The sequence below is a fragment of the Legionella qingyii genome (assembly GCF_003990155.1).
GTDB classification, from domain to species: domain Bacteria; phylum Pseudomonadota; class Gammaproteobacteria; order Legionellales; family Legionellaceae; genus Legionella; species Legionella qingyii.
This window is the reverse complement of sequence record NZ_RZGX01000009.1, coordinates 51,956-76,732: the sequence shown is the minus strand read 5'-3', so window position 1 is coordinate 76,732 and position 24,777 is coordinate 51,956. Positions and strand designations below refer to the sequence as shown.

Below are 24,777 nucleotides of genomic sequence, written 5' to 3'. Positions count from 1 at the left end.
AAGAAAATTTTATCAATACTCGGTCATTTCTTCTTTTAATACTCGTGTGATTCCTGGTTCTTTTAGTTTAAAATGCAGACGACACGTTGAGGAATACATATCATTACCGCCAATAACAACTTGCTCACCCTCAGTAATTACATCACCTTGAGCATTTAACCGTAAAATCATGGTCGCTTTACGTCCGCAGTGACAAATGGTTTTGAGTTCAACCAACTCATCGGCCCAAGCTAAAAGATATTGACTGCCTTCAAATAATTCGCCGCGAAAATCCGTACGCAACCCATATGCCAGAACAGGAATACCCAATTGATCAGTAATTTCCGTTAATTGATGCACTTGTGCTCGCGTTAAAAATTGAGCTTCGTCAACCAAAATACACGCGTATTTTTTTTCTTGTGCCAAAAGGAGCTGATACAGGTCATCTTCTGGATTAAAAATCAAAGCCTGTTCGGATAATCCAATGCGAGAATAGACCATACCATGCTGATAACGATTATCAATCGCTGGCGTAAATAATAAAGTATTCATACCACGTTCACGATAGTTATAACTTGATTGCAAGAGAACGGTACTTTTCCCAGCATTCATTGCTGCAAAATAAAAATAGAGTTTAGCCATGGAGATCCCGGTTATATTTTAAAATACCGTCATCATACCTAAATCACTGATTAAGGGTCTACTATGCAGGCACAACTCATTAGAACCATGCGATTTCAGGAGTATTTTTTGGTATAGTACAAAAAGATATTTTTTCCGACTCACACTTACAATAAAATAAAGCAGCTTCTGAATAGTGTATGAGATAACTATGAACTCAAAAATAAAATCCTTATTTGCAGCATTGATGTTAATGACCAGCGCAGCCACTTGTCAGGCGGATGTTCTACTTAAAGACACTCAAGGCAATACGATCTCTTTTTCATCTCTGAAAGGGAAATGGGTGCTTATTAATTACTGGGCGGGCTGGTGTAAAACCTGTATCGATGAAATTCCTGAGTTAAATCATTTTTATCGAAAACACGAAAACGACCCTGTCGTATTATTCGCAGTAAATTATGATGGGCTGCCAGTTCATAAGCAAAACAAACTCATTCGAAAATTCAATATCTTGTATCCATCATTAGCTACTGACCCAGCACTCGCATTAGGATTAGGTGATATTATTGGTGTGCCTGTTACCTTCATCATCAATCCACAAGGAGATCTCGTTAATACCCTCTATGGTGGGCAAGACATTAAAACTCTAGACACTGCGATAAAAAAAGCATAAAGCATCATTGCCTGGGCTTTGGCTCGTGTCGTTGGTAATAGGAGCAGAAAGGGTTAAGTTATGCCTGTTTTAAGCAATCTTAATAGCCTATTATTCAAGGCAGATATCCTTGATTTTTGACACCCCACCAAACCTATTACTACCTTCAGTTCATGATTTAAGAACATGCACAGTTTGTTACGTCTTTTTGATCAAATGAGTTAACAATAAGCGAAGAGAACGCGATTTAACTTCGTAATTTTTAGGGTACCCTATTCTTCCTGAAAATATAATATTGTCAGCCAAGCTCCCATGTATATTGTTAAAACTGATACCTATTTTCTTTAATAACCTTGTGTGCTTTTCAAAATCCTTGGCGTAATATTCTTGGGTGTCACTCCTGGATAATAATATTGCAAAATAGCTTGGGCATATTGAAATTCCATGTTGAGCGCATGTTAGCCAAAAGCGTTGTACCATTTGACCATCCTCGATGAAATTTAAATACATGGAGTTGATATCGCCTACTCCTGACTGTTCCGAATGGGCATTATTTAATCGAACAATACTAAACTGCGCTCCTGAAAACATATTGGAAATAATAGACACTTTTAATAGCGGCAACAAATAGCCTTTGAAAGAAACCATGAAAGTGTGAAATAGCTTTGGTTTTTTTTGTATATACCGAGATAACAACCTGGAAATAAAGGATATATTAAAAGATCCCAAAGGTATTCCCTGACTGGGAAAATCATTCTTTGAAAGAGACTTTTCTGAAAAGAAATGAATCAATTTTGGGTGTAACATCATTGTTTTTTGAGCTCTCGCATCAAGAAGAGAGAACCTCCATTTATCTTTAAAAGTTTCCTTAAAAACAATGCCATGATTGATTGAAATACTTTGTTTAAGTGCTTCTAACACTTTAGGATTTATTTTTTTTAGTTGGTAAGGACGTCGATCAGTAAACCGTATCTTTATAAATTGAGATAAGGGATCTGGAGTTATAGATAAATTCTCTTTGAAATTTAAATTGAAATGTAACGTATTATCTCCTTCAACTTCATTAGGAACAAATGTCCATGAAAAATCGTGCTTAAAGTAAGATGATGCAAGCCTTAGTGTTTCAAGCATAAGCCCCGCATGAAGGAAATTAATTTTTATTGTCTGGTTAGAAGGGCCAGAAATGTCCGTAGATAAAATGCTTAACTTACAACTTTTATCATTAATCTCAGAAAATTCCCACTTTTGACTGTTATGGGCACTAGGTGACCATCGGGCCAAATTAAGGATGTTTTCAATAGGGTTATTAAAATTTAAATTTGGATAAGGATATTCTTGATTTCCTTTATTAATAAACATTTTTTTTGCTAAAAATATGCGTAATTTTTGAATTGGATTACGATTACCATATGGCATATATACTCTGAAATATTTATTTCGATAACCGTCATATTGATGACTATAGGGAGCGGCATAAACAGTCCCCCTATTTAATAAAATTTTTAATGCCTCGGTTACTGCTGCCCCTGCGCAAAACTGACAACCCATAATGGTCGAAGGACCTTTTTTCTTTTCTAAATTAACCCTTGACTTATCCATTAAGTAAGAAGTATGAGCGCCTTTGGGTGAAACACCCAACAATAGTTTGATTGAATTTAACTCTGAATTATCCTTGTCAAAATTAAAATACTGCTCCATACTCATTTTCCCTGGCAAAAAAATTACCTGACCAAATCCCATCCCAAGAGGAACTGAGAAAATTACTGGAATTTTTCTTTTCCAACATTCAGAATAAACTAGTCTTCTTGCCTCAATACAAAACAAATCAATGCAATCGAAGAATAAATCTACCCCATCAAGAAATTGGTTTACATTATCAGGATTCACACCATTAGGGAAACTTTGAATATTTAGATTCGGATTAATGTCCTTGGCCATAGCAATTAATACATCGGCCTTCATATGGTGAATTGATGAAACGGTCGCGCCGATTTGCCGATTAAAATTAGCAAGCTCGAATTCATCAAAATCAGTTATATGAAAACTCCCAATTCCAAGACGCACTGAAGTTAAGAAATTAATTCCACCAACGCCACCCATTCCGGCGATAGCAATTTTTTTAGTACGTAATACTTGTTGTTCCATTTCAGAAACCCAACCAATATTTCGACTAAATGCTTCATTATAATCAAAAGTATCCATAATTCCTCCTACAATTCTTTTAGTCCTTTTGCTTTTAATACTTATAAATAAGTTGGTTCCAATTTAAAAAAACTAAAAAATGAAGATAAGAAAAAGAAATAAGGCTTTAATGAAAAAGGAGTTTCAAAGCCATCTTTTATCATGTTAATACCTTCGAATTTAGTAAAGATACTAGATCATCAATGACCGGTTCAGTTAATAAACTATAGTGATTTGCAGCGAATTTATAAATAACCATACTCGCCAAATAGGGTTTCCAAGTCTCTGGAGACAGAGCTGTTTCGCTCGCTTGAATATGGAAAACATCCGCCGTGATTGCTCCAGGCTGATGGTCTTTCCCAGCTTGCAAATTGGCTTTTATCTGCTCAAAAAGAGGCTCAAAATTTATTGTTGAATTATATCTCTTGGCATGTAAAGTCAGGTAATCTTGGCATTCTTGTTGTGTCATCCCTTTGAGTTCATTGAACGATTTATTTAATTGCAAGTTATAACGATGATTTAACTCATGATACAAATCATACCAGACAAGCGCTTCATTTTCGCACACTGCTTCCGACAAATGATTCAAAGGATAACTATCAATCATTAATAGTTTAATCAACCGTTCTCCTTGAAGTTCCAATTGATAGGATATTTCATGAGCAATAACACCACCTAAAGACCAACCAACAAGTCGATATGGCCCTTTAGGCTGAACCTGCTTCATGGCATTTATATAATGAGCAGCCATCTCTTTAATGGATTTAGATTGCTGTAACGGGGTTTGCTGCAGACCATATGCAGACTGATTTTTGTCCAGTTTTTTGATTAATGTTGTATATCCTAAAAGATTGCCATTTACCGGATGGACAAAAAAGACGGGTAAATTTCCACCTTCTTTTAATTCTACCAAGGGAGATGTAGTCGATTGCATTTTACTTAGTAGTTGAGCCATACTCTCAATCGTTGGTGCATTGAATAGGGTAGAAACATTGAGTTCGACGCCAGTCTGTTGTTTAATGGCATGCATTAATTCAATAGCCTTTAATGAGTGCCCTCCCAAGTCGAAAAAATTTGCAGTTACACTAATATGACAAACTTGTAATACATCCTCCCAAATTTGCTTAAGTATCGATTCACATTCATTGCGTGGAGCAACATACTCAGAACATGAAGCAACATGTTGCGGACTGGGTAATGCTTTACGATCTAATTTGCCATTTTCGTTTATTGGAAGTTTATCCATAAACATAAATGCACTAGGAATCATATATTCAGGAAGTTGCATTTTTAATTGTGCCACTAATACATCTCTGTTGTCTTTAATTTCACTAGTATTTAAAACAACATAAGCGACAAGTCTTTTTTCGCCTCCTTCTTCACAGGCTACTACAGCAGATTCCTGTACTTGCGGCTGTCTATTTAATAAATTTTCTATTTCGCCCAGCTCAACCCTAAATCCTCGTATTTTAATTTGGTTATCAATCCTTCCTATATATTCAATGGTACCGTCTTTTAACCAACGGCATAAATCCCCTGTTTTATACATCTTGCTATCTGGTTTATTTGAAAAGGGATCAGGAATAAATCGTTCTTTTGTTCTTTCTGATTGATTTAGATAACCGCGAGACACGCCATCCCCACCAGCATATAATTCACCAATTATTCCTATCGGCACAGGAGCCAAGTTTTTATCCAAAATATAGACTGAAGTATTACTGATCGGACTACCTATTGGTATGGTTTTGTTAAAATCCATTTCTTTCTTAAGGGTAAAGGTTGTTGTAAATGTCGTATTCTCTGTTGGACCATAACCATTTATCAGATATCCTGGTTTACCTATTTTATTATTCATTACTTTACTTGCTATTGCAGGATTTAACGCTTCTCCTCCTACTAAAAGATATTTTAAACTAGAAAAAACAGGTTCAGAATAATGAGCAATTTGGTGAAATAGACTGGTTGTTAACCATAAAATTGATATCTTATTGTTTTGAATTGCCATTTTCAGTTTGCTCGGAGAAAGTACCTCATCAAAACCAAGAATGCATAAACAGGCCCCATTCAGTAATGCCCCCCATATCTCCAATGTAGATGCATCAAAAGATATATTTGATGATTGCGCAACTACATCTTTTGAAGTAATCGTGATGTAATTTGTATTTTTAACTAATCTAACGATATTGTAGTGCTCAACGACAACCCCTTTAGGTATACCTGTTGAGCCTGATGTATACATGACGTAAGCCGCACTATTAGGTTTACTCCAAACAATATCATGTTCATAGTTTCTTATGTCTGACAATTTATCGCCCAACTCTTCAATGAAAACGACACGCCCTAAAAAATTATCAAATCGCGTGCAGTATTGCTCTTGGGTAATGATTAATGAGGGTTTAGTATCGTTTAGCATATAATTTAATCGTTCATCTGGATAATTTATATCTAAAGGTACAAAAGCGGCTCCAGATTTAACTATAGCCAGAATAGCGACGATGAGATTGATTCCTCTATCTAAACTTATAGCGACAAAAGACTCACTTGTAATGCCGTTATTTCGAAGATAGGAGGCTAATTGATTTGTTTTTACATCAAGTTCTTTATAACTTAACTTTTCATTATTAAACATTAATGCAGTATTATTAGGGTATGCATCGACCATTTCAGCAAATAATTCTTGTAACGTTTTAAGCTTTGGATAATTGGACTCCGTTCTATTCCATTCAACTACAATTTTTTGCAATTCTTTAGGCGTCATTAACGACAATTTGTCTACTTCTTCCTCTGATTTATTCGTAATTTCTTGTAATAAAATACCCCAATGCTCTGTCATTCTCTCAATAGTATCTCTATCAAATAGAGATGTAGCGTATTCAAATGAACAGTCAATGCCATCCTCAACTGGCTCACATACTAAAGTCAAATCATACTCGGAGGCCACATTATGATAAGATACGGTTACATCGAGATGTTCCATATTCATTTGTGGCTTAGTATGTTTTTGTAAAACAAACATGACTTGGAATAACGAAGTTCCATTTGCATTGCGCTGTCTATTCAGCGCATTAACAATTTTATCAAAAGAAATATCCTGATTTTTTAGTGCATCAAGTACTTTTGTTTTTACTTTCCTTAATAAGCTGTTGAATGTTTCTCCTTCATCTAAGGTAGCCCTAATTGGGAGCGTATTGATAAAATATCCGATTGTTTTTTCCAATCCAGATTGACGCCTGTGTGTTGTTGGGATACCAATTACGAAGTCGCTTTGACCAGAGTAGCGCGAGAGCAATACTTGAAAAGCAGTCAATAAAAACATAAATAAAGTGGTATGTTGGCGATGGTTCATCTGTTTTAATTGATTTGCTACTTCTCGAGGAATTAGATATTTAACCTTATCAACAGAGTGCCCCCTTAATGAGTCTCTAGACCTATCTTTGGGTAAAAGTAATTCAGAGGGAGCATTATTTAACTCATTCTTCCAATACTCAATTAGCTTCGAATAGCTACGATTATAGTTAACGTTTTGTTGTTGGGAATACTCATAATATTGTATCGGTAATTTAGGGAGAACAAATTTTGCATTGTTCATGCCTGCATTGTAAAAGGTAGTTAACTCTTCAGAAAATAATGAAAGTGACCACCCGTCTACCAAAATATGATGAACACAAATTAATAATTTATAGGTGTTATCGTTCAAAATATAGAGACAACCCCTTATTAATGGGCCCGTCTCCAGGTTAAAGAGCTTTTCAGTCTCTTGCTGTATTGATTCTTTTAATACATCATTGCTTTCTGTTTGATCATTTTCAGATAAATTATAAATGGGTATTTTAATGCTCTCGCTTTTTTTAATGCGTTGCATGAGAATACCATCACATGATTCAAAGAAGGTTCTAAAAACTGCATGTCTTTTAACAACTTCATTAATAGCATATATTAACGTTTCAACATGCAATTCCCCTTTAATATCAAATATCATGTATAGATGATATATGGGAGATTGCGAATGGAGTTTACTCATAAAATACATGCTTGACTGTGCGGCGGTTAATGGAAATTTATCATCCGAACTCTCTGAGTTCAGATTGCATTCCATTTGATTCACTTCACATTTATTTTTATGGTTATCAATATAACTGGCTAACTCTCTAAGCGTTATGTTAGTGAAGAAACGATGTAAATCAATGTCAATGCCCCATTTATCCTTTATTCGATTTACTACTTGTATTCCATCTATTGAATCAATACCAGTTCGTACAATTTGATTATCAATTCCAACTTGAATATTTAGTACATCAGTAAATAAGTCGCACACCTCTTTTTCTGTTCTCGTTAAGTTAATATTTTGATTAATATCTTCGGTTTCTCCTATTTTCCAAGCATATAAGTAATTTAATTCATTGTTCATCAGCTTATTCTTCATTTGCTTTCGTCTTACTTTTCCGCTAGTAGTCTTTTCAATAGTTCTTGGCGGTAATAAATAAACAGAATGGGGTGTAATTTCATGTTTTGCAGTCACAGCCAATACCACATCTTTGCAAATGCACTCAAAAGAGCTAACTTGATTTGTCATGTTCTTATCCAGCTCACATAGAATACATAACTTTTCTTTATTATCGATATTTACTGAAAACGACACACAGTTAACTATATTTGTAGTATTGCGAGTTTGAATTACTGTATATTCAAAATCTTGAGGATAATAATTTTCTCCATTTAATATGATTAAATCTTTAAATCGTCCACACACAAACAATTCATTCTCATAAATAAACCCTAAATCTCCGGTTTTTAGAAATTTTGTAGCGGACTTCTCTTCATTAATGGAATTATTAAAAATAGTATCGGTTGCTTCACTATTGTTATAGTATCCCCCTGCAACAGAATTTCCACTTACCCATATTTCACCGACTTCATTAGATTGACAGATACTTTGTGTACGTTCATTGACTATGACAACATTCATTTGAGGAACACCTGAACTAACAAGACGTGTACTGTCTGGAGCGTCAGTCAAAACCACTGAGTTTTTCGCCAGTGATTTTGTATCAAGCGATATAATTTTTTCTGTTTGTAGAATCGGCTTTGCTGAAACCATAACTGTTGCTTCTGCTAACCCATAACATGGAAAAATGGTTCCTGCACGTAAACCACATGCCTTATATGTTTTATAAAATTGTTCTAACGTATGAGGATTTATTGGCTCTGCCCCATTAGCTATCACTTCTATGCGGCTTAAATTAATTTTGGATTGATCTAAATCTCTAGCGGCTTTAATGCAAAGTTCAAAAGCAAAATTTGGAGCTCCTGTTGTAGTACATCCATACTCTGACATATACCTTAACCAATTTAATGGTCGTGAAATAAAGTCCATGGTCGACATCAATGTTGAGGGTATATTCGCATATAAAGGCTCAAGAATACCTGCAATTAATCCCATATCGTGGTAGGGAGGCAACCAAGAAAACATTTGGCTTCCCTCGCGATGATCTAAAGCATTACGAATCACTTCAAAGTTATCTAACAAATTGGCATGGCTGAGCATTACCCCTTTTGGATCACCTGTAGATCCCGAGGTATATTGCAAAAATGCTATATTTTCTGTTTTTGTAAGAGGTTGTATCGCTTGTTCGATATTAATTTTTTTTCTTTCTTCGCTGGCAATTAATTTAATTCGCTGTCGATTGATTAGCGTGAGTAATTGATCGGTACTGTCATTAATGCCCGAATATCTTTTTAATTTTTTAGGTAAAAATTTGTTAACTAACAACCCTTTTTTTAATAGTGTATGAGTCTTCATATCACTCACCACAAGGGTTGGTGTAGAATCTTGTACAATATGAATAAACCGTTCCGTCATTGCACTGTTCACAGGAGGGAAAACCGGAACAACAATCGCGCCTGATTTTAGACAGGAATAAAAGCTAATAATGTATTCCAATCCAGGTCTCGCCGCTAAAATGACTCTATCGCCAGGATTAACATATTGGCTAACATAAACAGCAAATCGATTCACTTCAGCTTCTAACTCTGCAAAGGTCAGAGACTGTATCGAACGATCAGATTCGATGAATCGGTAAGCTAATGCATGGGGATTTTTTTGTGTATTGATGCTAATAAGATCTGCGATATTATAAACTTTTAATTGTAGATAATCATTCACCGTCGATTCTCCAATTGATTTAACTTATATCACTTCATTATTATTCTTTTTTAATTTGTTCTTTTGTTGGCAAACTAACTTCGTTGACCAATCCGAAAAGAGATAAATAAAACTGTAATAAATAATCAATTTGCCATTTTAAAGGCCTATGTCTCGCCGGGAAGGGAAATGCATGATGGCGATTATGCCAACCTTCACCATGGGCGAGAACGGAGAATTTATAGGGTCGATGATATGCAGTCATCCAAAAAAATGGAGGGATTTCAAAAGCTATACCCCTGAAAATAGTTAGAACAAGCTTGCTTAAGTTGTTAGCTTTGCAGTAAAGTGTTGCAATAAACGGTGTTACTAGTATACATATGCTATTAATTTTTCTGGTTATTGTGAATTTTTTATACAACTCTACATCTGATTTTTCCATTACTACGCTCTGATTAAAACCGTTACAACCAAAAAACACTATTGTTAGTATAAGTCCTAATTGAACAATTTTCATGCTAAATGAGTGTTTTTTTATCTTCACGACTTTATAGATGTCTATGGAGTGCATAAAAAAGAGGGCACATATCCAACTCACTGGCAATGAGCGTTGTTGAGTAATTTTTCCATCAGCACGATCAATGACTCAGTGTTTTCCAGACACGTACAAGCAACAATGTAATTACCTGGATGGATTTGAATTTAAATCCTGATTGGTTCACTCGAAGAGAATACCAAAGATGATTCTCTATAGCGGTGCATTCATTGCATGAATAAACTTGAGTTTTTTTAATAGGCGCGATCCAAAATGTTCTTGTTCGACAATAGTCTTACCTTCTGACATGTGTCTCTAAACCCTGGGTTGCGCGGTATGTATAGACCTGAGAGAACGGTACACCCAGGCTATTAGCAATTTACAATGATGGTGGGCTACTCATTGCAAACAAACGTTGTTTTTGGGCTTGGGTGAGGCGGATCTTCAATAGCCAATCGCCATCTTCATTATGTGATTCACTTAAAATAGCACCCAACTCATACAGTTGTGCACGTAATTTTGCCTGAGTTGGTTTGAGTACGACCTGTTCCACAAGAACCGCCCCATGCAATTGAGTACTTATTGCCTCTTTGAGCAAGTCCAATCCCAAATTCGCTGCGGCAGAAATCCATACCTTACATTTTCCTTCCTGGTAATCAATTTTAGGCGCCCAGCCTTCTTTTAAATCAATTTTATTGAATACCTGAATGATGGGGATATCATGCACTCCCAACTCATCCAAAACTTGTTGTACTGAAAACACATTGTCTCGCCAATGCGGATCAGAAATATCGATGACGTGCAACAATAGATCCGCCTGTTGAGTCTCTTCTAGGGTCGCGCGAAAGGCTTCAACCAATTGATGCGGTAAATCACGAATGAATCCTACTGTATCGGTTAAAATTACTGAGGAAGAACCGGGTAAATTAAGCTGGCGCATGGTGGGATCCAATGTAGCAAACAACTGATCGGCCACGTAAATGCTTTCCCCGGTCAATGTATTGAATAAAGTGGATTTCCCGGCGTTGGTATAACCTACCAAAGACACGGTAAGCAAAGAAGCCTTGCGTCGAGCCTGACGGTTTTGATCGCGGCTGCTGCGTACTTTTTCCAAACGTTTGTTAATGTATTTAATGCGTTCTCGCAATAAGCGACGGTCTGTTTCTAATTGGGTTTCACCTGGACCTCGCAAACCAATACCCCCTTTTTGCCGCTCCAAATGGGTCCAACCGCGTATCAGGCGAGTTGATAAGTGTTGTAATTGTGCCAGTTCGACTTGCAGTTTCCCTTCAAACGTGCGTGCACGCTGGGCAAAAATATCAAGAATCAAACCGCTTCTATCGACTACCCGACATTCACATAAACGTTCGAGATTTCGCTCTTGTGATGGGGATAATTCATGGTTGACCAAAACCAACTCTGCATCAAGCGCTTTAACCAGCTGGGCAATCTCTTCTGCTTTACCTTTACCAATATAATACTTGGCATCAGGCGTTGCGCGAGTCCCTAAAACACAATCTAAAATTTCCGCTTTTGCCGAAAGAGCCAACTCTTCAAATTCCTGCAATGCCTTATCTGCATCAACACCCGGTAATGCCAGTTGCACCAATACCGCTCGCTCGCCACCTTGAGGACGTTCAAACACTAGGTTTTTCTCCGAAAAAATAGGATAAGTATTATGTCAAAAGAAGAAAAAAAACACCATGTTGGCAAACACTTTGAGAACTAGAGGCCTCCAAATAGTCTCCCTACATATCTTTTAGTTATTAGTTAGACAACAAATTATCAGATTATAACAAATTTGATCAAAACAATCTGCGATGTTAATATTAAATTAATCTACAACAATTATAATAATCGTAAGAAGGTTGGATTGAATGAGTAGGAAGTAAGCAGAGACTAACCAGGGGTAATCCGAATGTTTGAGACAATATTTGCGGCGGTAGAAACGCTTCAGAACGAATTGATAAAAATCAATGGAGATACAGCATTACCCACCAACACTGAGAAATTAAACAAAGAGCTTTCAGATCTATTGTTTATCAACCCAAACCTTTTGCCAGACTCTTTCGAGCTACCTCAAACTGTCACTATAAAAGAAAAAGATAAGAAAACACGGCAAGAAGTTAAGAAACAAATAGCGCTTGCGACCAAAGAGCAACAGGACAAGTATTCACGTCAAGTATTGCAGGCAGTTTTTAATATTGCTAATTCTATTCCTAAACCTAATGCTGGTTACATTGAGATATCTGCTACTTTAGTTACAAATAGAAATGTCATCACCCAATCCTTTAATTCTCTAGATTCAACCTGGGTTCCCAAAATTTTTGATGATCGAACCTATCAAGTAGGAAAGGCGCTACAGACATTTTTAGAAACAGCACTGAGTGAGCAGGCACTTGCAGAGCTTCCGGAATCTCTACGAGGTGTGGGGAAAGTTCGAAAACCAGCAGAAAACCTTTTGAAAAGTTTGAAATGGACTTTGGATTGGCGAATATATATTTATGAGATCCATTCTAACCTTGAAAAAAGTAAGGAATATTTAGAATTTAAAACAGAGAGAAGGATGCAATGGTTTAACCAGTTCGAACCTTTAAAGAAAAAAATAAACGACGCAGAAAGGCTTTTTTTTAATGTTAATTCGATTTTAAAGCAGGAGCCACCTACTGAAACGACAGCATTGCAAACTCATCTCGAGAATGTGCAAACACACCTCATAGATTTGAAGCAAAAATATGAAGAAATAAAAATAGAAATGCAAAAATTTGCTGAGTTTAATGAGAGATGGAAAAAAGAAAATGATGAAAGAAACCTGCCTAAAGAAATTATATCATCACCATTTATTCGGGCATTGAATACTGAGATATCCAACTCTGTTCTAAAATCACAATTGATAATAAAAGAGTGGACCCGATTGGTCGCTGAAGAATTTGTAGCAGATGAACTGCGCGAAGAGCGAATTGCGACGGCTCTGGAAGACACTTATGAGCAAGGTCAATCTATTGTAGACAAAGCCTTCTCGGTAACTGAGATAATGATTTCAAGCCTAATTAAGGACCAAGGATTTATTGATTTACATATTGCAGATGTTACTTCATTAAGAGATTATATTGATAAGGATACAGCATTATCTCGACTTCCTATCCCCAAACCTCCTTGTGTCACCGGTGAGTTTCCTGAGATAAGCTTGAACGTTGTTTTATCGACAGATGCAGACAATAGCGTGAAATTAACGGCTAATAGAGACGCTTATGATAAGGCTTTAAAGGAACTTAATGACTACCACGATAAACTGGTTAAAGGAAAGGAAAAGTTGGCATCTACAGATTTAAATGATGCTTTGCCAGCATGGCCTGAAGAATTTCCCTATCAAGATATCTTTAAAAAAGCTCGTAGTGAGAAGCAAAAACAGCTGCTCACAGAAATGGAAAGTCAAATCAACGCCGTTAATAAATTAATACAAACAGCAACATTGGAGAAAAGCCGCATTAATCGTGAATTAATAAAATTCAACCGAGACGGGGCCACCAAGCAAGCCTCTAGCCGTATTCAAGAAACATTTCAAAAAAAAGAAGACTCTAAAAAATATTCAAGTTACGTTAATTATGACTACCATAGAACCCAAATTAGATATGAAAGAGCTTTATCTTCTAAGCAAGCTCATAAGTCTCAACTAACAGAAGTAGCAAGTAAGATTAGCACAACTGAAGAAGCAATCAAACAGCAAAGAGATTCTATCAAAAAGCTCCAAATTAAGAGAAAGCATCGTGAGCTATTTTTATTAGAAACCAAGGAAAAATTAACACAATTTAAGGAAGATTTGAGTAAGCACCAGGGCTTCTACATCCCCGCGGATAAAATCCCACAAGCGGAGTTAATAAAATATTTGGAGTGTGGCTCAAATGAATTTTATGACAACTTGTATCAAAGAGCGCAAAACGGTAACGCGTACTATGGTGCAAATATAACTTATGGAATTGATTGGGCGAGTTATCTTTTAGGATCAAGGCAACATGAATCAGATTTCCAAAAGGTTTCTAAGGACATCGAAGCCAAAATTGAACTTATCGATAAGGAATTAAAGATTAAACTTGAAGGTCAGGATGAACAACCGGAGAGTGAATCGATTGCCGAAGAAAACCTTTGGAGTCTACAAAAGTCCTATCAAAAGGCCACTCATCAAAAAAAAGAAGGCGAACTACGATTAGATTTACTAAAAACCCAACAAGAACAATTACACAAAGAGCAAAAAGAAACAAATGAACTATTAGATATTTTGAACCAAGGAAAATCAGAATTAGAACAAAAAGTTAAACAAGCCGACTTGACTATGCAACATGATGAATTTAGTAATCAGCAAGCAATCTTGGCATCAGATATGCTCAAACTTGAATATGCACTTGCTGATATTGGGGAAAGCGTAGCTAATTTCGATCAATTATTTCAAAATCTTGCCAATCTTGCTAATGAAGAATTATTGGCCCAATCAGCTGATCTTGAGGAACAACTAAATACGATTTGTCGTCCTTTAACTGAGAGGAAAACATATTGGGAAAAATCAGTTGCAGAATTGATTAAGCAAGTACAAGAAACTATCAACTCATTAGAAAAAAAATGGAAACAGGTACCTCCTAGTCCTGAATTGGCTTCTGAGTTCCAAGATCTTAAAAAACAGCTTACCGCCTCTTTGGAGGATAAAGGAATCGAGAATACCTATGCTACGCTGAGCATTAAAATTGCTGAGAAACAAAACGCACTGTTACAACTCAAAGAACTTGCCGTCACTCAAATAAAAAGCACCGAGTTATTACAAAAGGCTAGTTTGTTAGAACAAATGAGCCCAGACGAAAGAGGTGAGCTGTACGAGCAAATTAAACATTTCGAAAACGAAATTGAACCGCAATTGACGGTCATTATGGAGAACTCCAATGAGCTTGTGAAGAAGAAAGTTGATGCAACAAAGAAAATGCTTGAAGGACTTATCCAAGTAAAAAATAGTATTGAGGATTTGGAGCACTTACCAAAAATTAATTTCGTCTATGCTGAATTGGATAGGAGGGTCGATGCATGTGAACCAAACATGGTGTTAGCTCGAAGAAAATTACTAAAAGAGATTGAGCTCTTTGAACAAAGTGACTTGGGAATTTCTTTAACTAGAATTCGTATAAATAACAATCCTGCTGTGAAAAAAGAACGTGAACCAGTGCTCCAAATGCATTACAAAATTGGTTATTTTAAAATGCTCTATAAGCCTTCTCCTAAAGAAGGGTGTGACCTCCATTTGCTGGATGACTTACCTACTAAGGAGGAGTTTGATAACGATAAACTTGGAACATATAAAAAATGCTATATCTATAGCAAAGAGGCTAGTCAACTTTATTACATATCATATGGAAAATCTGAGCCAGTAAAGATCAATGATCCGGACCTATTTCAAGAAAATCTCGAAATGATTAAAAAACAACGAAATACGGATCCATTAAAGCTTACTGGAGAAGAGATTTATACGTTGATAACGTTAAACGGAGGACACTCTCTTCCGACCCTTTTTGCAGATTTAGAAGCCGAAGAGGACCAAAAAGATAAGGACAGTATTTTAGAGCACTTAGATCATGTTATTGCTGGATATGAAGGATTTAAAGAAAGGGAAACAAAATTGTCTCCAAATGCAGCGCAAGCAAGACAAAAGCTTTTCTCCGACATTAAAGAATTTGAGGAAAGCGAACTCGTGACCCTTCTGAACTATATCAGTGAGCGTGAGACTAGAGAGCCTGAGATCCAGGCAAAAATAGAACGCCTAGCAGAATTAAAGGCTAAACTCAATACTTTTAAAATGGCTTATGATGAGATAGGAACTAAGCAAGCAATTAATAAGGCGATTGAGAAGGCAACTACGAGCACAGAACAATTTGGACAAGCTCGAGCTGATTTGAAAACAAGATACTTTGGGGAAGAATCTATTTTTGACAATTATCTAAAAGAACGAAAGAGCACCTTCGCCTTCAGAGATTTTTTCAGCTCTGCTGCAGCTTTAGTATTAGGGTGCTTTGGTTATAAAACAGAGTCACAAAAAAGAGAAGAATACCTCGAGGAGCTGCAAGCAGCATTGCAAGCCTATCAAAAGGCGCCAATTGATAACGTCGAGGAAGTGAATAGCACACATTCGCAATTGCTTGAGAAGATCGACATAGGCCTTAAAAATTTCTCGCCAAGAAGCAAAGAAGGCGAAGATCATGGGAAATCACTAAATGCAAAACTGACTGCATTTAGAACTGCTGTTGAGAATGTACACAGCCAAGTCCCGGAAAAACAAGAAGAGCTGGATTATTCTGTAATAAGCTATGTTTAAAATACGCCATAGGTCATTACTAATGAAATGAAGTAAACTTGGAGATTAGCTTGGCGAATCAACTCTCAAGGCTTACTGCAGCTACCGTTAAATTAAAAACCTTTGTCATTCCCGCGAAGGCGGTAATCTATTTCTACAAATAGCAGTGCGCTTCTTTTAAGCATGGATCCCCGCCTTCGCGGGGATGACAACTTTTCGCACATATGGACCTTGCTTAATGGCAGTAAAGGATATGGCATACTAAAGTTCCTAGCCTTCCTCCGCTCCTTCGCTTCCAGAGTTTTCCTCATCAGCAGGCATTTTTATTGCGCGTGAAGGAACTACTGTAGAAATTGCATGCTTGTAAACCATTTGGGTGATCGAGTTTTTCAGCATGACTACATATTGATCAAAAGAATCCACGATACCGTGTAATTTGATTCCGTTTACCAGAAAGATAGATACAGGCACCTTTTCTTTACGTAATTCATTTAAAAAGGGGTCTTGTAGTAAATGAGTTTTAGACATTGCCCACTCCTTGTTGTTATTGTATTTATTAAAGGCAAAACATGCATCTGATCACTTATTCGACATTTTTTGATAAAACTTTAGATTAATTTCATGACAGCTCGATTTTAATCCGTTACTATAGTTTGCAAATTTAACTCTGAATTCTACTCAACAAGGAATTTCGGTTACTCATGCCGGAAGAGAACAAAGGAGATAACATTTATCATTTTTGCTGGAGAAACTCCTTTGTATAATTGTTCATTACACTTTCTCATCTTCATTAAGGAGGATTAAATGGCATTTACTCGTATCGACTTAACAGCACTCAAAAATCCCTACGAGCATCTGAGCGATGGTGACGCATTGGCAAAGAATGCTAAGGAGCTCAATGCATTAAGCGCCAAAGAACAAGTCTCTCTTGCTACCAAGATCATTGCAGCCTGCCCTGACTCAAAGTTCAAACAATATGGCCATCAAATTAAATCGTTGGAAAGCTTGGCTACAAGTGAAGAAACATTTCACTCCGTAATTACTGAAGCCTATCAAGTCAGACAGCGTATCACATCATTACTTGACCCTCGAAATAAAGCACCACACACGTTATTTTCAGGAAAGGAATTTAATCCAGCTTCTTTTCATCGTTTTAGTACCCTCGCCGAGCAAGTATTGGAAAGTAATGAATCAGCAATTGCGGAACGAGTCGCCTTATGTGCCCCAGAACACGAACGAAGTCAAATCGCCCATAACATAAGCATCGCGTTCCCCAAACATATTCTTGAAGTAAAAACTCAAATTGCATTCATGCTGCGTCGAAATATTGAACGATTGTTATTAGGAAACAATCCAGAGAAATTTTTTACAAGTCGCGATTTTAATAAAGAAACCTGCAAAATGTTCGTTAATATGTTTCGCACTTTATTGAATGGGCATGAAGCAACAATTGGAGAAAAATTAGGTGCTCTCGAGTCTCAGGCTCAAGCATCAATCAAGCGTAACTTGGAATTGTTGCACACTGAAGCATTTGATGAAACCAATCCGTTCAAGCTCATTGCTGATTCCATGAGTGCAAAAGAAAGCACGGAGCATGAGAAAAATAAATCTCAAGCCACCAATCCCAATAGCTTGTTTAAGAGCTCGCTCAACATGTCGAGCAGAACAATACAAAACAAGGAAGAACTTGAATCAAGTAGTGATGCTGATGAAAAAGAACTCTCTTACTTTAACGAAGAGGAAGACGCACACGATGGTTCTCCCACTAACACTTGGTTTTAAATACATCTGCCCTTACAAAGTAAGGGCGCTTTTTTTTGATCCTTAATTTCAAGAGAGGTAAGTTAATGACGCAAGAAAAACTGACTGTCGCATTAGTACAAGAAAAATGGCACGAAAACCCTAAGGAACATCAAGACAAACTGACTTCCGGAATCCATTCCGCAGCACAACAAGGAGCTGCTGTAGTTTGTTTGCAAGAACTCACCCTAAGCCCTTATTTCTGCACGCGTTCAGATGTAGATCCTACTCCTTTTATGGAGGATATTCATACCGGCCCTACTGCCCAGTTCGTCAGTAAAATGGCAAAGGCTTATAATTTATGCATTACAGCATCCCTATTTGAAAAAGCAGGTTATAACACTGCTGTGGCATACAATAATAAGGGAGAGCTTATTGCAATAACTAGAAAGCAACATATCCCCAGCGGCGAAAAATACCATGAAAACTTCTACTTTAAACCAGGGGACTCCAATTACCCCGTTCATCAAATCGCAGGACATAAATGGGGATTACCAACCTGTTATGATCAATGGTTTCCAGAGTTGTCACGAATTTATGGTTTGAAGGGTGCAGAAATTTTGGTTTATCCAACCGCGATAGGTGGTGAACCTACTGCTCCGGAAATAGATACGCAACCGATGTGGCAAAAGGTTATGGTTGCACAGGGAATCATGAGTAATACCTTTATCATTGCCGCCAATAGAATTGGTTGTGAAGATGGATTGGAATTTTATGGTAGCAGTTTCATTAGTACACCTATGGGTGAAATTTTGGCGCAAGCATCTCGCGACAAACCGGCAGTACTCGTAGCAGAATTAGACTTTAGTCAACGTGCATTGTGGGGAAGATTGTTTCCTTTTGCACAGCAGCGAGAACCTTCAACTTACCATGAACTTGTAACATCACGTTAATCCCTTTGGAATATCGATATTATGAACATCAGTGCACCATCTGAAGAAAATTTATATAACATCAACAACTGGGGTGAGGGATACTTCAGTATTAATGCCGAAGGGAATATTGCAATGAGTAAGGCACCAGGAAAACCTGGTGTCGAGTTGCAGGCAATTGTTAATGCTGCGAGTAGGGCTGGATTGCATTTACCGCTGCTAATTCGCTGCTCTGATATCTTACATGACCGTGTGCATCGCATTTATGAAGCATTTTCTCAGGCCATAGAAGAGAACGAATATACAGGGCACTACAAACTGGTTTATCCTATTAAAGTAAACCAAGAGCAAAGCGTTGTTCGCGAATTGTTGAAATCACCAAACCACTCTATAGGACTGGAAGCAGGCTCAAAGCCCGAACTCATGGCGGTCATTGGCATGCTGGGCAATCAACAAAACAGCACCATAGTTTGTAACGGGTATAAGGACAGCTATTATATTCGTACCGCGTTAATCGCCCAACAAATGGGACATAAAGTCTTTATTGTTATTGAAAAAATCTCTGAGTTGGATATTATTTTAAAAGAATCTGCTCGCCTGAAAATAAAACCATCACTTGGTGTTCGCATTCGTTTAATTACTAAAAGCGCAGGAAAATGGGAACATACCGGCGGGGTTAAATCCAAATTTGGCCTTACTGCAAAGCAAGTCCTCGAGTTAGTGAATCAATTAAAAGCTCATGACATGCTTGATTGCCTGCAGTTGATGCATTGTCATTTGGGTTCGCAAATAGCCAATATTCATGACATTCGCCACTGCATGCAAGAAGTCTCGCGTTACTATGTCGAGTTACGCCAACTCAATGCACCAATAGATACTATTGATGTGGGTGGTGGACTTAGCGTGGATTATGAAGGGACCCATTCGAATCAGGGTTGTTCCATGAACTACAGCTTGCGCGAATATGCCACCCATATTCTCCTCGCCATTCAATATTTATGTCAGGAAGCAAATGTTCCAGAACCAAACATTATTTCAGAATCAGGTAGAGCCTTAACAGCCCATCATGCCGTTTTAATTTCTGATATTAGCGATATAGAAATAATGAGTAAGTCTCCCTCTCTTCCGGAAATTACTAATGAAGACTCGCATGTGATTCGCGATATTTATGATACCTATCATTCAATTACTGCAAGCTCACCCATTGAAATCTATAACTATGCAGAACATTCGTTGAATGAAGCCCATTCCTTGTTTAAGCATGGGGTTATTAGCTTACAAGAAAAAGCTAAAGTAGAGGCTTTTTATACTAATATATGCCTGGAACTTAAAACGCGGCTCAATGTAGAGAATCCTACAGAAGAAGCTTTATTGGCAAAAATCAATGAAGACATGGCCGTTAAGGTTTTTTGCAATATATCGTTTTTCCAATCGATTCCGGATGCTTGGGCTATCGGACAAATCTTTCCAATTGCCCCCATTTCACAACTGACAGAACCACCCGTCATGCACAGTGTGTTACAAGATTTAACCTGTGACTCGGATGGCACCATTAAAGAATATCTTGGCAGTTCTTGTGTGAACTCAACATTAATGTTACCCCCCTATGATAGCAACAATCCTTACTCTCTGGGTTTTTTCCTGGTTGGTGCATACCAGGAAATATTGGGTAATTTGCATAATTTATTTGGGGATACTAACTCACTGGATGTCAAACTCTTTGATGATGGACAGTTTGAGCTCAATGATTTGGTTTATGGTGACACCGTAACCAATGTCTTGAATCTTGCTCATTTTGATACAAAAAAACTCGTTCAATCCTATGAAAAGCAGCTAATTCAAGCAGAGCTACCTAAAGAAACAACGCTTTTATATTTAAATGAATTAAGAAGCATTTTTTCTCAATTAACCTATTTAGACGAAAACATTCGGAGAAGATAAGATGACACCAAAACAAAGTGGATTTTTCATGCCCGCTGAGTGGCATCCGCATGAGCGCTGCTGGATGGCATGGCCTTGTCATCTTGAAACCTGGTCTAAAATAGGTCTGCAAAAAGCCCGGGCAGCTTATGCCCGGGTTGCGCAAGCCATCGCTCAATATGAACCCGTGACTATGTTAGTCAATCCAGGTGATGAAGACTCGGCGCAAAGCTTATGTGGTGATGGAATTACCTTATTTACCCTTCCCATCAATGACTCATGGACAAGGGATACCGGACCGACCTTTTTGTTAAACCAAAACCATCAATTAGCCGGTGTCGATTGGATTCATAATGCTTGGGGTGGTAACTATCAAGATTGTGCGCTGGATAACCAAATTGCCGCAGCAATCATTAAACAAACCCATGCTTTATCCTTTGCAGCACCTCTGGTTATGGAAGGCGGTTCATTCCATGTAGATGGTGAAGGAACTGTTTTAACTACTCGTGAATGCCTGCTCAATGCCAATCGAAATCCCCAGCTCAGTCAACAAGAGATTGAAACTTACCTGTATGATTTTCTTGGTTCTCAAAAAATTATCTGGTTAAACAAAGGATTATTAGGTGACGAAACTGATGGTCATGTCGATGAGATTTCCTGTTTTATCGCTCCTGGAAAAGTCTTATGTCTTATTACCCATGATAAAGAAGATCCGAACTATGCTGCTTTACACGAAAATCTGGAAATTCTTAAATCAACAACTGATGCAAAAGGTCGAAAGTTAGAAGTTTATACTGTGGAGCAACCACCAGCAACGTACCTTGATGGCGAGCGATTAACCTTATCCTATATCAACTTTTATTTAGCGAATAAAGGGATTGTTATGCCTGCTTTTGGCTATGAACAACAGGATAAGGCAGCTTACCAGTTATTTACTCAATTATATCCGGGTTATCATATTACCCAAATTGATGCACTGGATGTATTTGCAGGAGGTGGTGGAATTCATTGCATTACCCAGCAGGAACCCAAGATAACACGTGTTCCTCTTTGAGATATTTCTTACGCTCTGTTGCTCTATCCACGCAATGACAACGGCAACCAAAAGACTATACTCTAACTATAAAGGACGACACGGAATTGTCTGACAGGAAGTCAAACTACAGGGACCAGTACATGGGATGTACTCCGCTGCAAGGATGCAGCACACTAAACGTTTAATATATCTTATTTCTCCGTAAGAAAATGTCTCTCTTTCATCTATTTCTGATAAGAAGAGAGACTGTTTTTATCTTGAGGGTTATGGGATCTTCAAGTGCACCTCACAGTAAGCCGCCCACATGCTCTATAACTTCATGACTTATATTGAGCAATGATTTCTTCTTCCTCTTTTTCGGTAAACTCCTTAACGAACGTTCCTTTAAAATCACCGAAAACGCCGTTAAAATGTCCTTCAAATTTACGAGTTTGAAATAAAGTTCCCGCTAGTAAATGACTTTTAGCTACCAATTCTCGAACATTTGGTGAAGTATTTTTAGCTCCGATATCTTCGCCAGTCTCCTGCTTTCCATCCAGCTGTTGCTCTTCCATTTTTTTATTTATTGTGGCAATAATTTCATCGGCTGCAGCATCCAAAATTACATTTTGACCATCTAACCCATCACGATGATCATTGGTAACATAGGTATCTGCACCCATAGAACTGCTCGCGGTGTATTTTAGGAAGCCAGGACCAACATATTTTCGTTCCTGCTGCAGACAGTCTTTACGAACTCGTCCGCGATGCTCTATATCACGACTGATACGACGCTCAATAATGTCTGCATAACTGTCGGTTGCAACATTCGCTGTAACCACTGTCACCTTGAATGACCAATATTTTTTATAAAAATACTGCGCAAATATGCCTTCTATAATAATGACATCGGATGGATGAACCTGCTCTTCGTCTACACGCCGGTTTGTCTTAAAATCAAAAATTGGTTTGGTCACTGACTTGCCATTGTGAAGCAAAGCAATATGTTCTTTTAATAAATCTAAATGAAGCATCTCCGGTGTATCAAAATTTGTATCTCTACGATATTCTTCAAGATTAACTTCTTCAGGACACTCACGATAATAATCATCCATATTAAGTATTTGTGCACTTACTCCATTGAGCTTTAGCTTTTCCAGTAAATGCAAGGAGAGTCCTGTCTTCCCGGAGCCAGACGCTCCTCCAATAATTATAAAAATCATATGCACCCCAAAGAGATGTTGAATTTAGATTCACAAAGACGAAAGATTATACATGCGTGCTTATGATTACTCAAACAAAACAATTATGTATTTTACTGATTTTTATATATTTTTTGGATAATAATGCGGTTAGACATGCATTATTCTTTTATCTATGAGCTCTTACGCTAACGTTAATGAGTTGCATGTTTTTTGCAACAAAATCGATGTTAACTCAATGAATTTTTTCAAATGAGACTGACTCTTAATCAGAAGACCGGATCAAGAGTCAGAATGTGCTCGGCAAAATCGACCTAATCTCTATTTATAATTTACTAAGTCATGAATTAAACTGCCAAGTTCTGGAGTACCTAATCCAGTCACATAATCATATCCTTTTTGTGCAGCACAGTAATATCCACATGTTCCATTAGTTCCTGTGGTAATATCATTAAAATTGTAATGGTATTTTCCAGTGCTGGGGTTTGCGGCCGCATAGATAGCACTAATAAAATGAGTGCCATATACTTTAGAATAGAGTGAATTTGTAATTGCCGCGATTCCTGCCCACTGCGGTGCACCTGCGCTTGTACCACCGACAACGGCCCAACCTATACCATCGCTACTTGGAACAGAGTTATAAACTGAAAATCCTGTTTCTGGATCCGCATTATAAGCTACATCTGGACCCCCCCGCTTATTATTGGATTTTGGAATAGGTAATTTTTTTTGATTCTCAGGCCATGGTTCTACAATGCTCACTCCGCCACCACTTCCTGACCATGCCTCCTCTCCTTGATAATTTCCATAGTTATCAACAAGTAACGTAGTTCCGCCGACCGCCAAAACATAAGGTGATGATGCAGGATAGAGGGTTCCCTTGCCGCTATCACCGGATGAGGCTACAAAAGTGACCTTTGGATTATTAAATAGTGCATCATAGGAAGTTTCTTCAGGAAACTCATCTCCACCCCAGCTCATGGAGACAACGGTAGCTCCGTTTTTTACGGCAACTTGCACGGCTTTAAATAAATTATCTATGCTATCATCTGCAGCCTCTACTAAAATTATTTTTGCTGCAGGCGCCACAGCATGTACCCACTCGACATCCAAAGCAATTTCTCCGGCCCATCCAGCATCTGTTTTTGGCTTTTTACCGCTTGCATAGATCTTCTTAAAACAGCCATTTGCTGTTGTACACGCAGGTAATCCGAAATGTTTCGAGAACACGCCTAGATCTGCTTCAATTTTTGGATCGTCATAAGCATCTACAATCGCAATAACCTGTCCCTTTCCTTGCGAGTTGACTGAATTAAATCCATAAGCTACTCGTACCTGGCTTGGTGTTAATCCTGTGGGGATAAAATGAGGTGTATTTGGTTTATAATGGATTGGATGATGCGCTACCCCTGGTGCTTTTGCTAATGCATAAGCCTGCACACTCAATAAACCGAGTACAATTGGTGTAACAAGCCATTTAAATGGGAAGCCATTTAGTTTCAATTTCATTGTATTTCCTTATATCGATGT

At 37.6% G+C, this 24,777-nt stretch carries 14 protein-coding genes; 6 read left to right on the top strand and 8 right to left on the bottom strand.

Annotated features, from left to right (window positions below; all coding sequences use genetic code 11):
• Positions 1–12: 12 nt before the first annotated feature.
• Positions 13–621 carry a thymidine kinase gene (locus ELY20_RS08040; RefSeq protein WP_110142519.1) on the bottom strand — a complete coding sequence of 203 codons (609 nt, stop codon included), beginning with the start codon at positions 619–621 and terminating at the stop codon, positions 13–15.
• Between the two features lie 190 nt (positions 622–811).
• Here ELY20_RS08040 and ELY20_RS08035 point away from each other — a divergent pair, with 190 nt between their 5' ends.
• The gene (locus ELY20_RS08035) at positions 812–1,273 is read left to right on the top strand and encodes a TlpA disulfide reductase family protein (protein ID WP_110142520.1); all 462 of its coding nucleotides are present in this window, start codon (positions 812–814) and stop codon (positions 1,271–1,273) included.
• A gap of 177 nt (positions 1,274–1,450) precedes the next feature.
• Here the strand turns inward: ELY20_RS08035 and ELY20_RS08030 are convergent, their stop codons facing one another.
• The 4 genes from ELY20_RS08030 to hflX form a co-directional block, all read right to left on the bottom strand.
• The gene (locus tag ELY20_RS08030; protein ID WP_199739213.1) at positions 1,451–3,454 is read right to left on the bottom strand and encodes a ThiF family adenylyltransferase; all 2,004 of its coding nucleotides are present in this window, start codon (positions 3,452–3,454) and stop codon (positions 1,451–1,453) included.
• Between the two features lie 139 nt (positions 3,455–3,593).
• A complete protein-coding gene (locus ELY20_RS08025; RefSeq protein WP_110142522.1) occupies positions 3,594–9,596 on the bottom strand; it encodes a non-ribosomal peptide synthetase in 6,003 nt (2,000 codons plus the stop codon).
• A gap of 40 nt (positions 9,597–9,636) precedes the next feature.
• Positions 9,637–10,017 carry a hypothetical protein gene (locus tag ELY20_RS08020; RefSeq protein WP_126955479.1) on the bottom strand — a complete coding sequence of 127 codons (381 nt, stop codon included), beginning with the start codon at positions 10,015–10,017 and terminating at the stop codon, positions 9,637–9,639.
• Positions 10,018–10,489: 472 nt separating this feature from the next.
• The gene (hflX, locus tag ELY20_RS08015) at positions 10,490–11,755 is read right to left on the bottom strand and encodes a ribosome rescue GTPase HflX (RefSeq protein WP_110142524.1); all 1,266 of its coding nucleotides are present in this window, start codon (positions 11,753–11,755) and stop codon (positions 10,490–10,492) included.
• A gap of 273 nt (positions 11,756–12,028) precedes the next feature.
• On the opposite strand from hflX, the gene ELY20_RS08010 reads away from it, so the two are divergent.
• On the top strand, positions 12,029–16,459 hold the full coding sequence (locus ELY20_RS08010) for a coiled-coil domain-containing protein (RefSeq protein ID WP_110142525.1): 4,431 nt from the start codon (positions 12,029–12,031) through the stop codon (positions 16,457–16,459).
• Between the two features lie 249 nt (positions 16,460–16,708).
• Here the strand turns inward: ELY20_RS08010 and hfq are convergent, their stop codons facing one another.
• Entirely contained in the window at positions 16,709–16,966 is a 258-nt protein-coding gene (gene hfq, locus ELY20_RS08005) for an RNA chaperone Hfq (protein WP_110142526.1), read from the bottom strand.
• A gap of 276 nt (positions 16,967–17,242) precedes the next feature.
• On the opposite strand from hfq, the gene ELY20_RS08000 reads away from it, so the two are divergent.
• From ELY20_RS08000 to ELY20_RS07985, 4 genes are all read left to right on the top strand, one after another.
• Complete coding sequence (locus ELY20_RS08000) at positions 17,243–18,220, top strand: lpg0008 family Dot/Icm T4SS effector (protein WP_110142527.1); 978 nt, start codon at positions 17,243–17,245, stop codon at positions 18,218–18,220.
• 65 nt (positions 18,221–18,285) lie between these two features.
• On the top strand, positions 18,286–19,131 hold the full coding sequence (locus ELY20_RS07995) for a carbon-nitrogen hydrolase (protein WP_110142528.1): 846 nt from the start codon (positions 18,286–18,288) through the stop codon (positions 19,129–19,131).
• A gap of 21 nt (positions 19,132–19,152) precedes the next feature.
• On the top strand, positions 19,153–21,051 hold the full coding sequence (gene speA / locus ELY20_RS07990) for a biosynthetic arginine decarboxylase (protein ID WP_110142529.1): 1,899 nt from the start codon (positions 19,153–19,155) through the stop codon (positions 21,049–21,051).
• A 1-nt stretch (position 21,052) separates the two neighbouring features.
• Positions 21,053–22,084, top strand: coding sequence for an agmatine deiminase family protein (locus ELY20_RS07985; protein ID WP_110142530.1), 1,032 nt, complete (start codon positions 21,053–21,055; stop codon positions 22,082–22,084).
• Between the two features lie 299 nt (positions 22,085–22,383).
• Here the strand turns inward: ELY20_RS07985 and ELY20_RS07980 are convergent, their stop codons facing one another.
• Together ELY20_RS07980 and ELY20_RS07975 are read right to left on the bottom strand one after the other, a co-directional pair.
• Entirely contained in the window at positions 22,384–23,268 is an 885-nt protein-coding gene (locus ELY20_RS07980; RefSeq protein ID WP_110142531.1) for a uridine kinase family protein, read from the bottom strand.
• A 300-nt stretch (positions 23,269–23,568) separates the two neighbouring features.
• Positions 23,569–24,756 carry a S53 family peptidase gene (locus ELY20_RS07975; RefSeq protein ID WP_110142532.1) on the bottom strand — a complete coding sequence of 396 codons (1,188 nt, stop codon included), beginning with the start codon at positions 24,754–24,756 and terminating at the stop codon, positions 23,569–23,571.
• Positions 24,757–24,777: the final 21 nt, after the last annotated feature.

Bases quoted from the DNA above. Each gene is read 5' to 3' on its own strand.
- ELY20_RS08030 (WP_199739213.1), bottom strand. From the start codon at position 3,454: ATGGATACTTTTGATTATAATGAAGCATTTAGTCGAAATATTGGTTGG.
- ELY20_RS08020 (WP_126955479.1), bottom strand. From the start codon at position 10,017: ATGGAAAAATCAGATGTAGAGTTGTATAAAAAATTCACAATAACCAGA.
- ELY20_RS07985 (WP_110142530.1), top strand. From the start codon at position 21,053: ATGACACCAAAACAAAGTGGATTTTTCATGCCCGCTGAGTGGCATCCG.
- ELY20_RS07980 (WP_110142531.1), bottom strand. From the start codon at position 23,268: ATGATTTTTATAATTATTGGAGGAGCGTCTGGCTCCGGGAAGACAGGA.
- ELY20_RS08010 (WP_110142525.1), top strand. From the start codon at position 12,029: ATGTTTGAGACAATATTTGCGGCGGTAGAAACGCTTCAGAACGAATTG.
- ELY20_RS07995 (WP_110142528.1), top strand. From the start codon at position 18,286: ATGACGCAAGAAAAACTGACTGTCGCATTAGTACAAGAAAAATGGCAC.
- speA (WP_110142529.1), top strand. From the start codon at position 19,153: ATGAACATCAGTGCACCATCTGAAGAAAATTTATATAACATCAACAAC.
- hfq (WP_110142526.1), bottom strand. From the start codon at position 16,966: ATGTCTAAAACTCATTTACTACAAGACCCCTTTTTAAATGAATTACGT.
- ELY20_RS08035 (WP_110142520.1), top strand. From the start codon at position 812: ATGAACTCAAAAATAAAATCCTTATTTGCAGCATTGATGTTAATGACC.
- ELY20_RS08000 (WP_110142527.1), top strand. From the start codon at position 17,243: ATGGCATTTACTCGTATCGACTTAACAGCACTCAAAAATCCCTACGAG.
- ELY20_RS08040 (WP_110142519.1), bottom strand. From the start codon at position 621: ATGGCTAAACTCTATTTTTATTTTGCAGCAATGAATGCTGGGAAAAGT.
- ELY20_RS07975 (WP_110142532.1), bottom strand. From the start codon at position 24,756: ATGAAATTGAAACTAAATGGCTTCCCATTTAAATGGCTTGTTACACCA.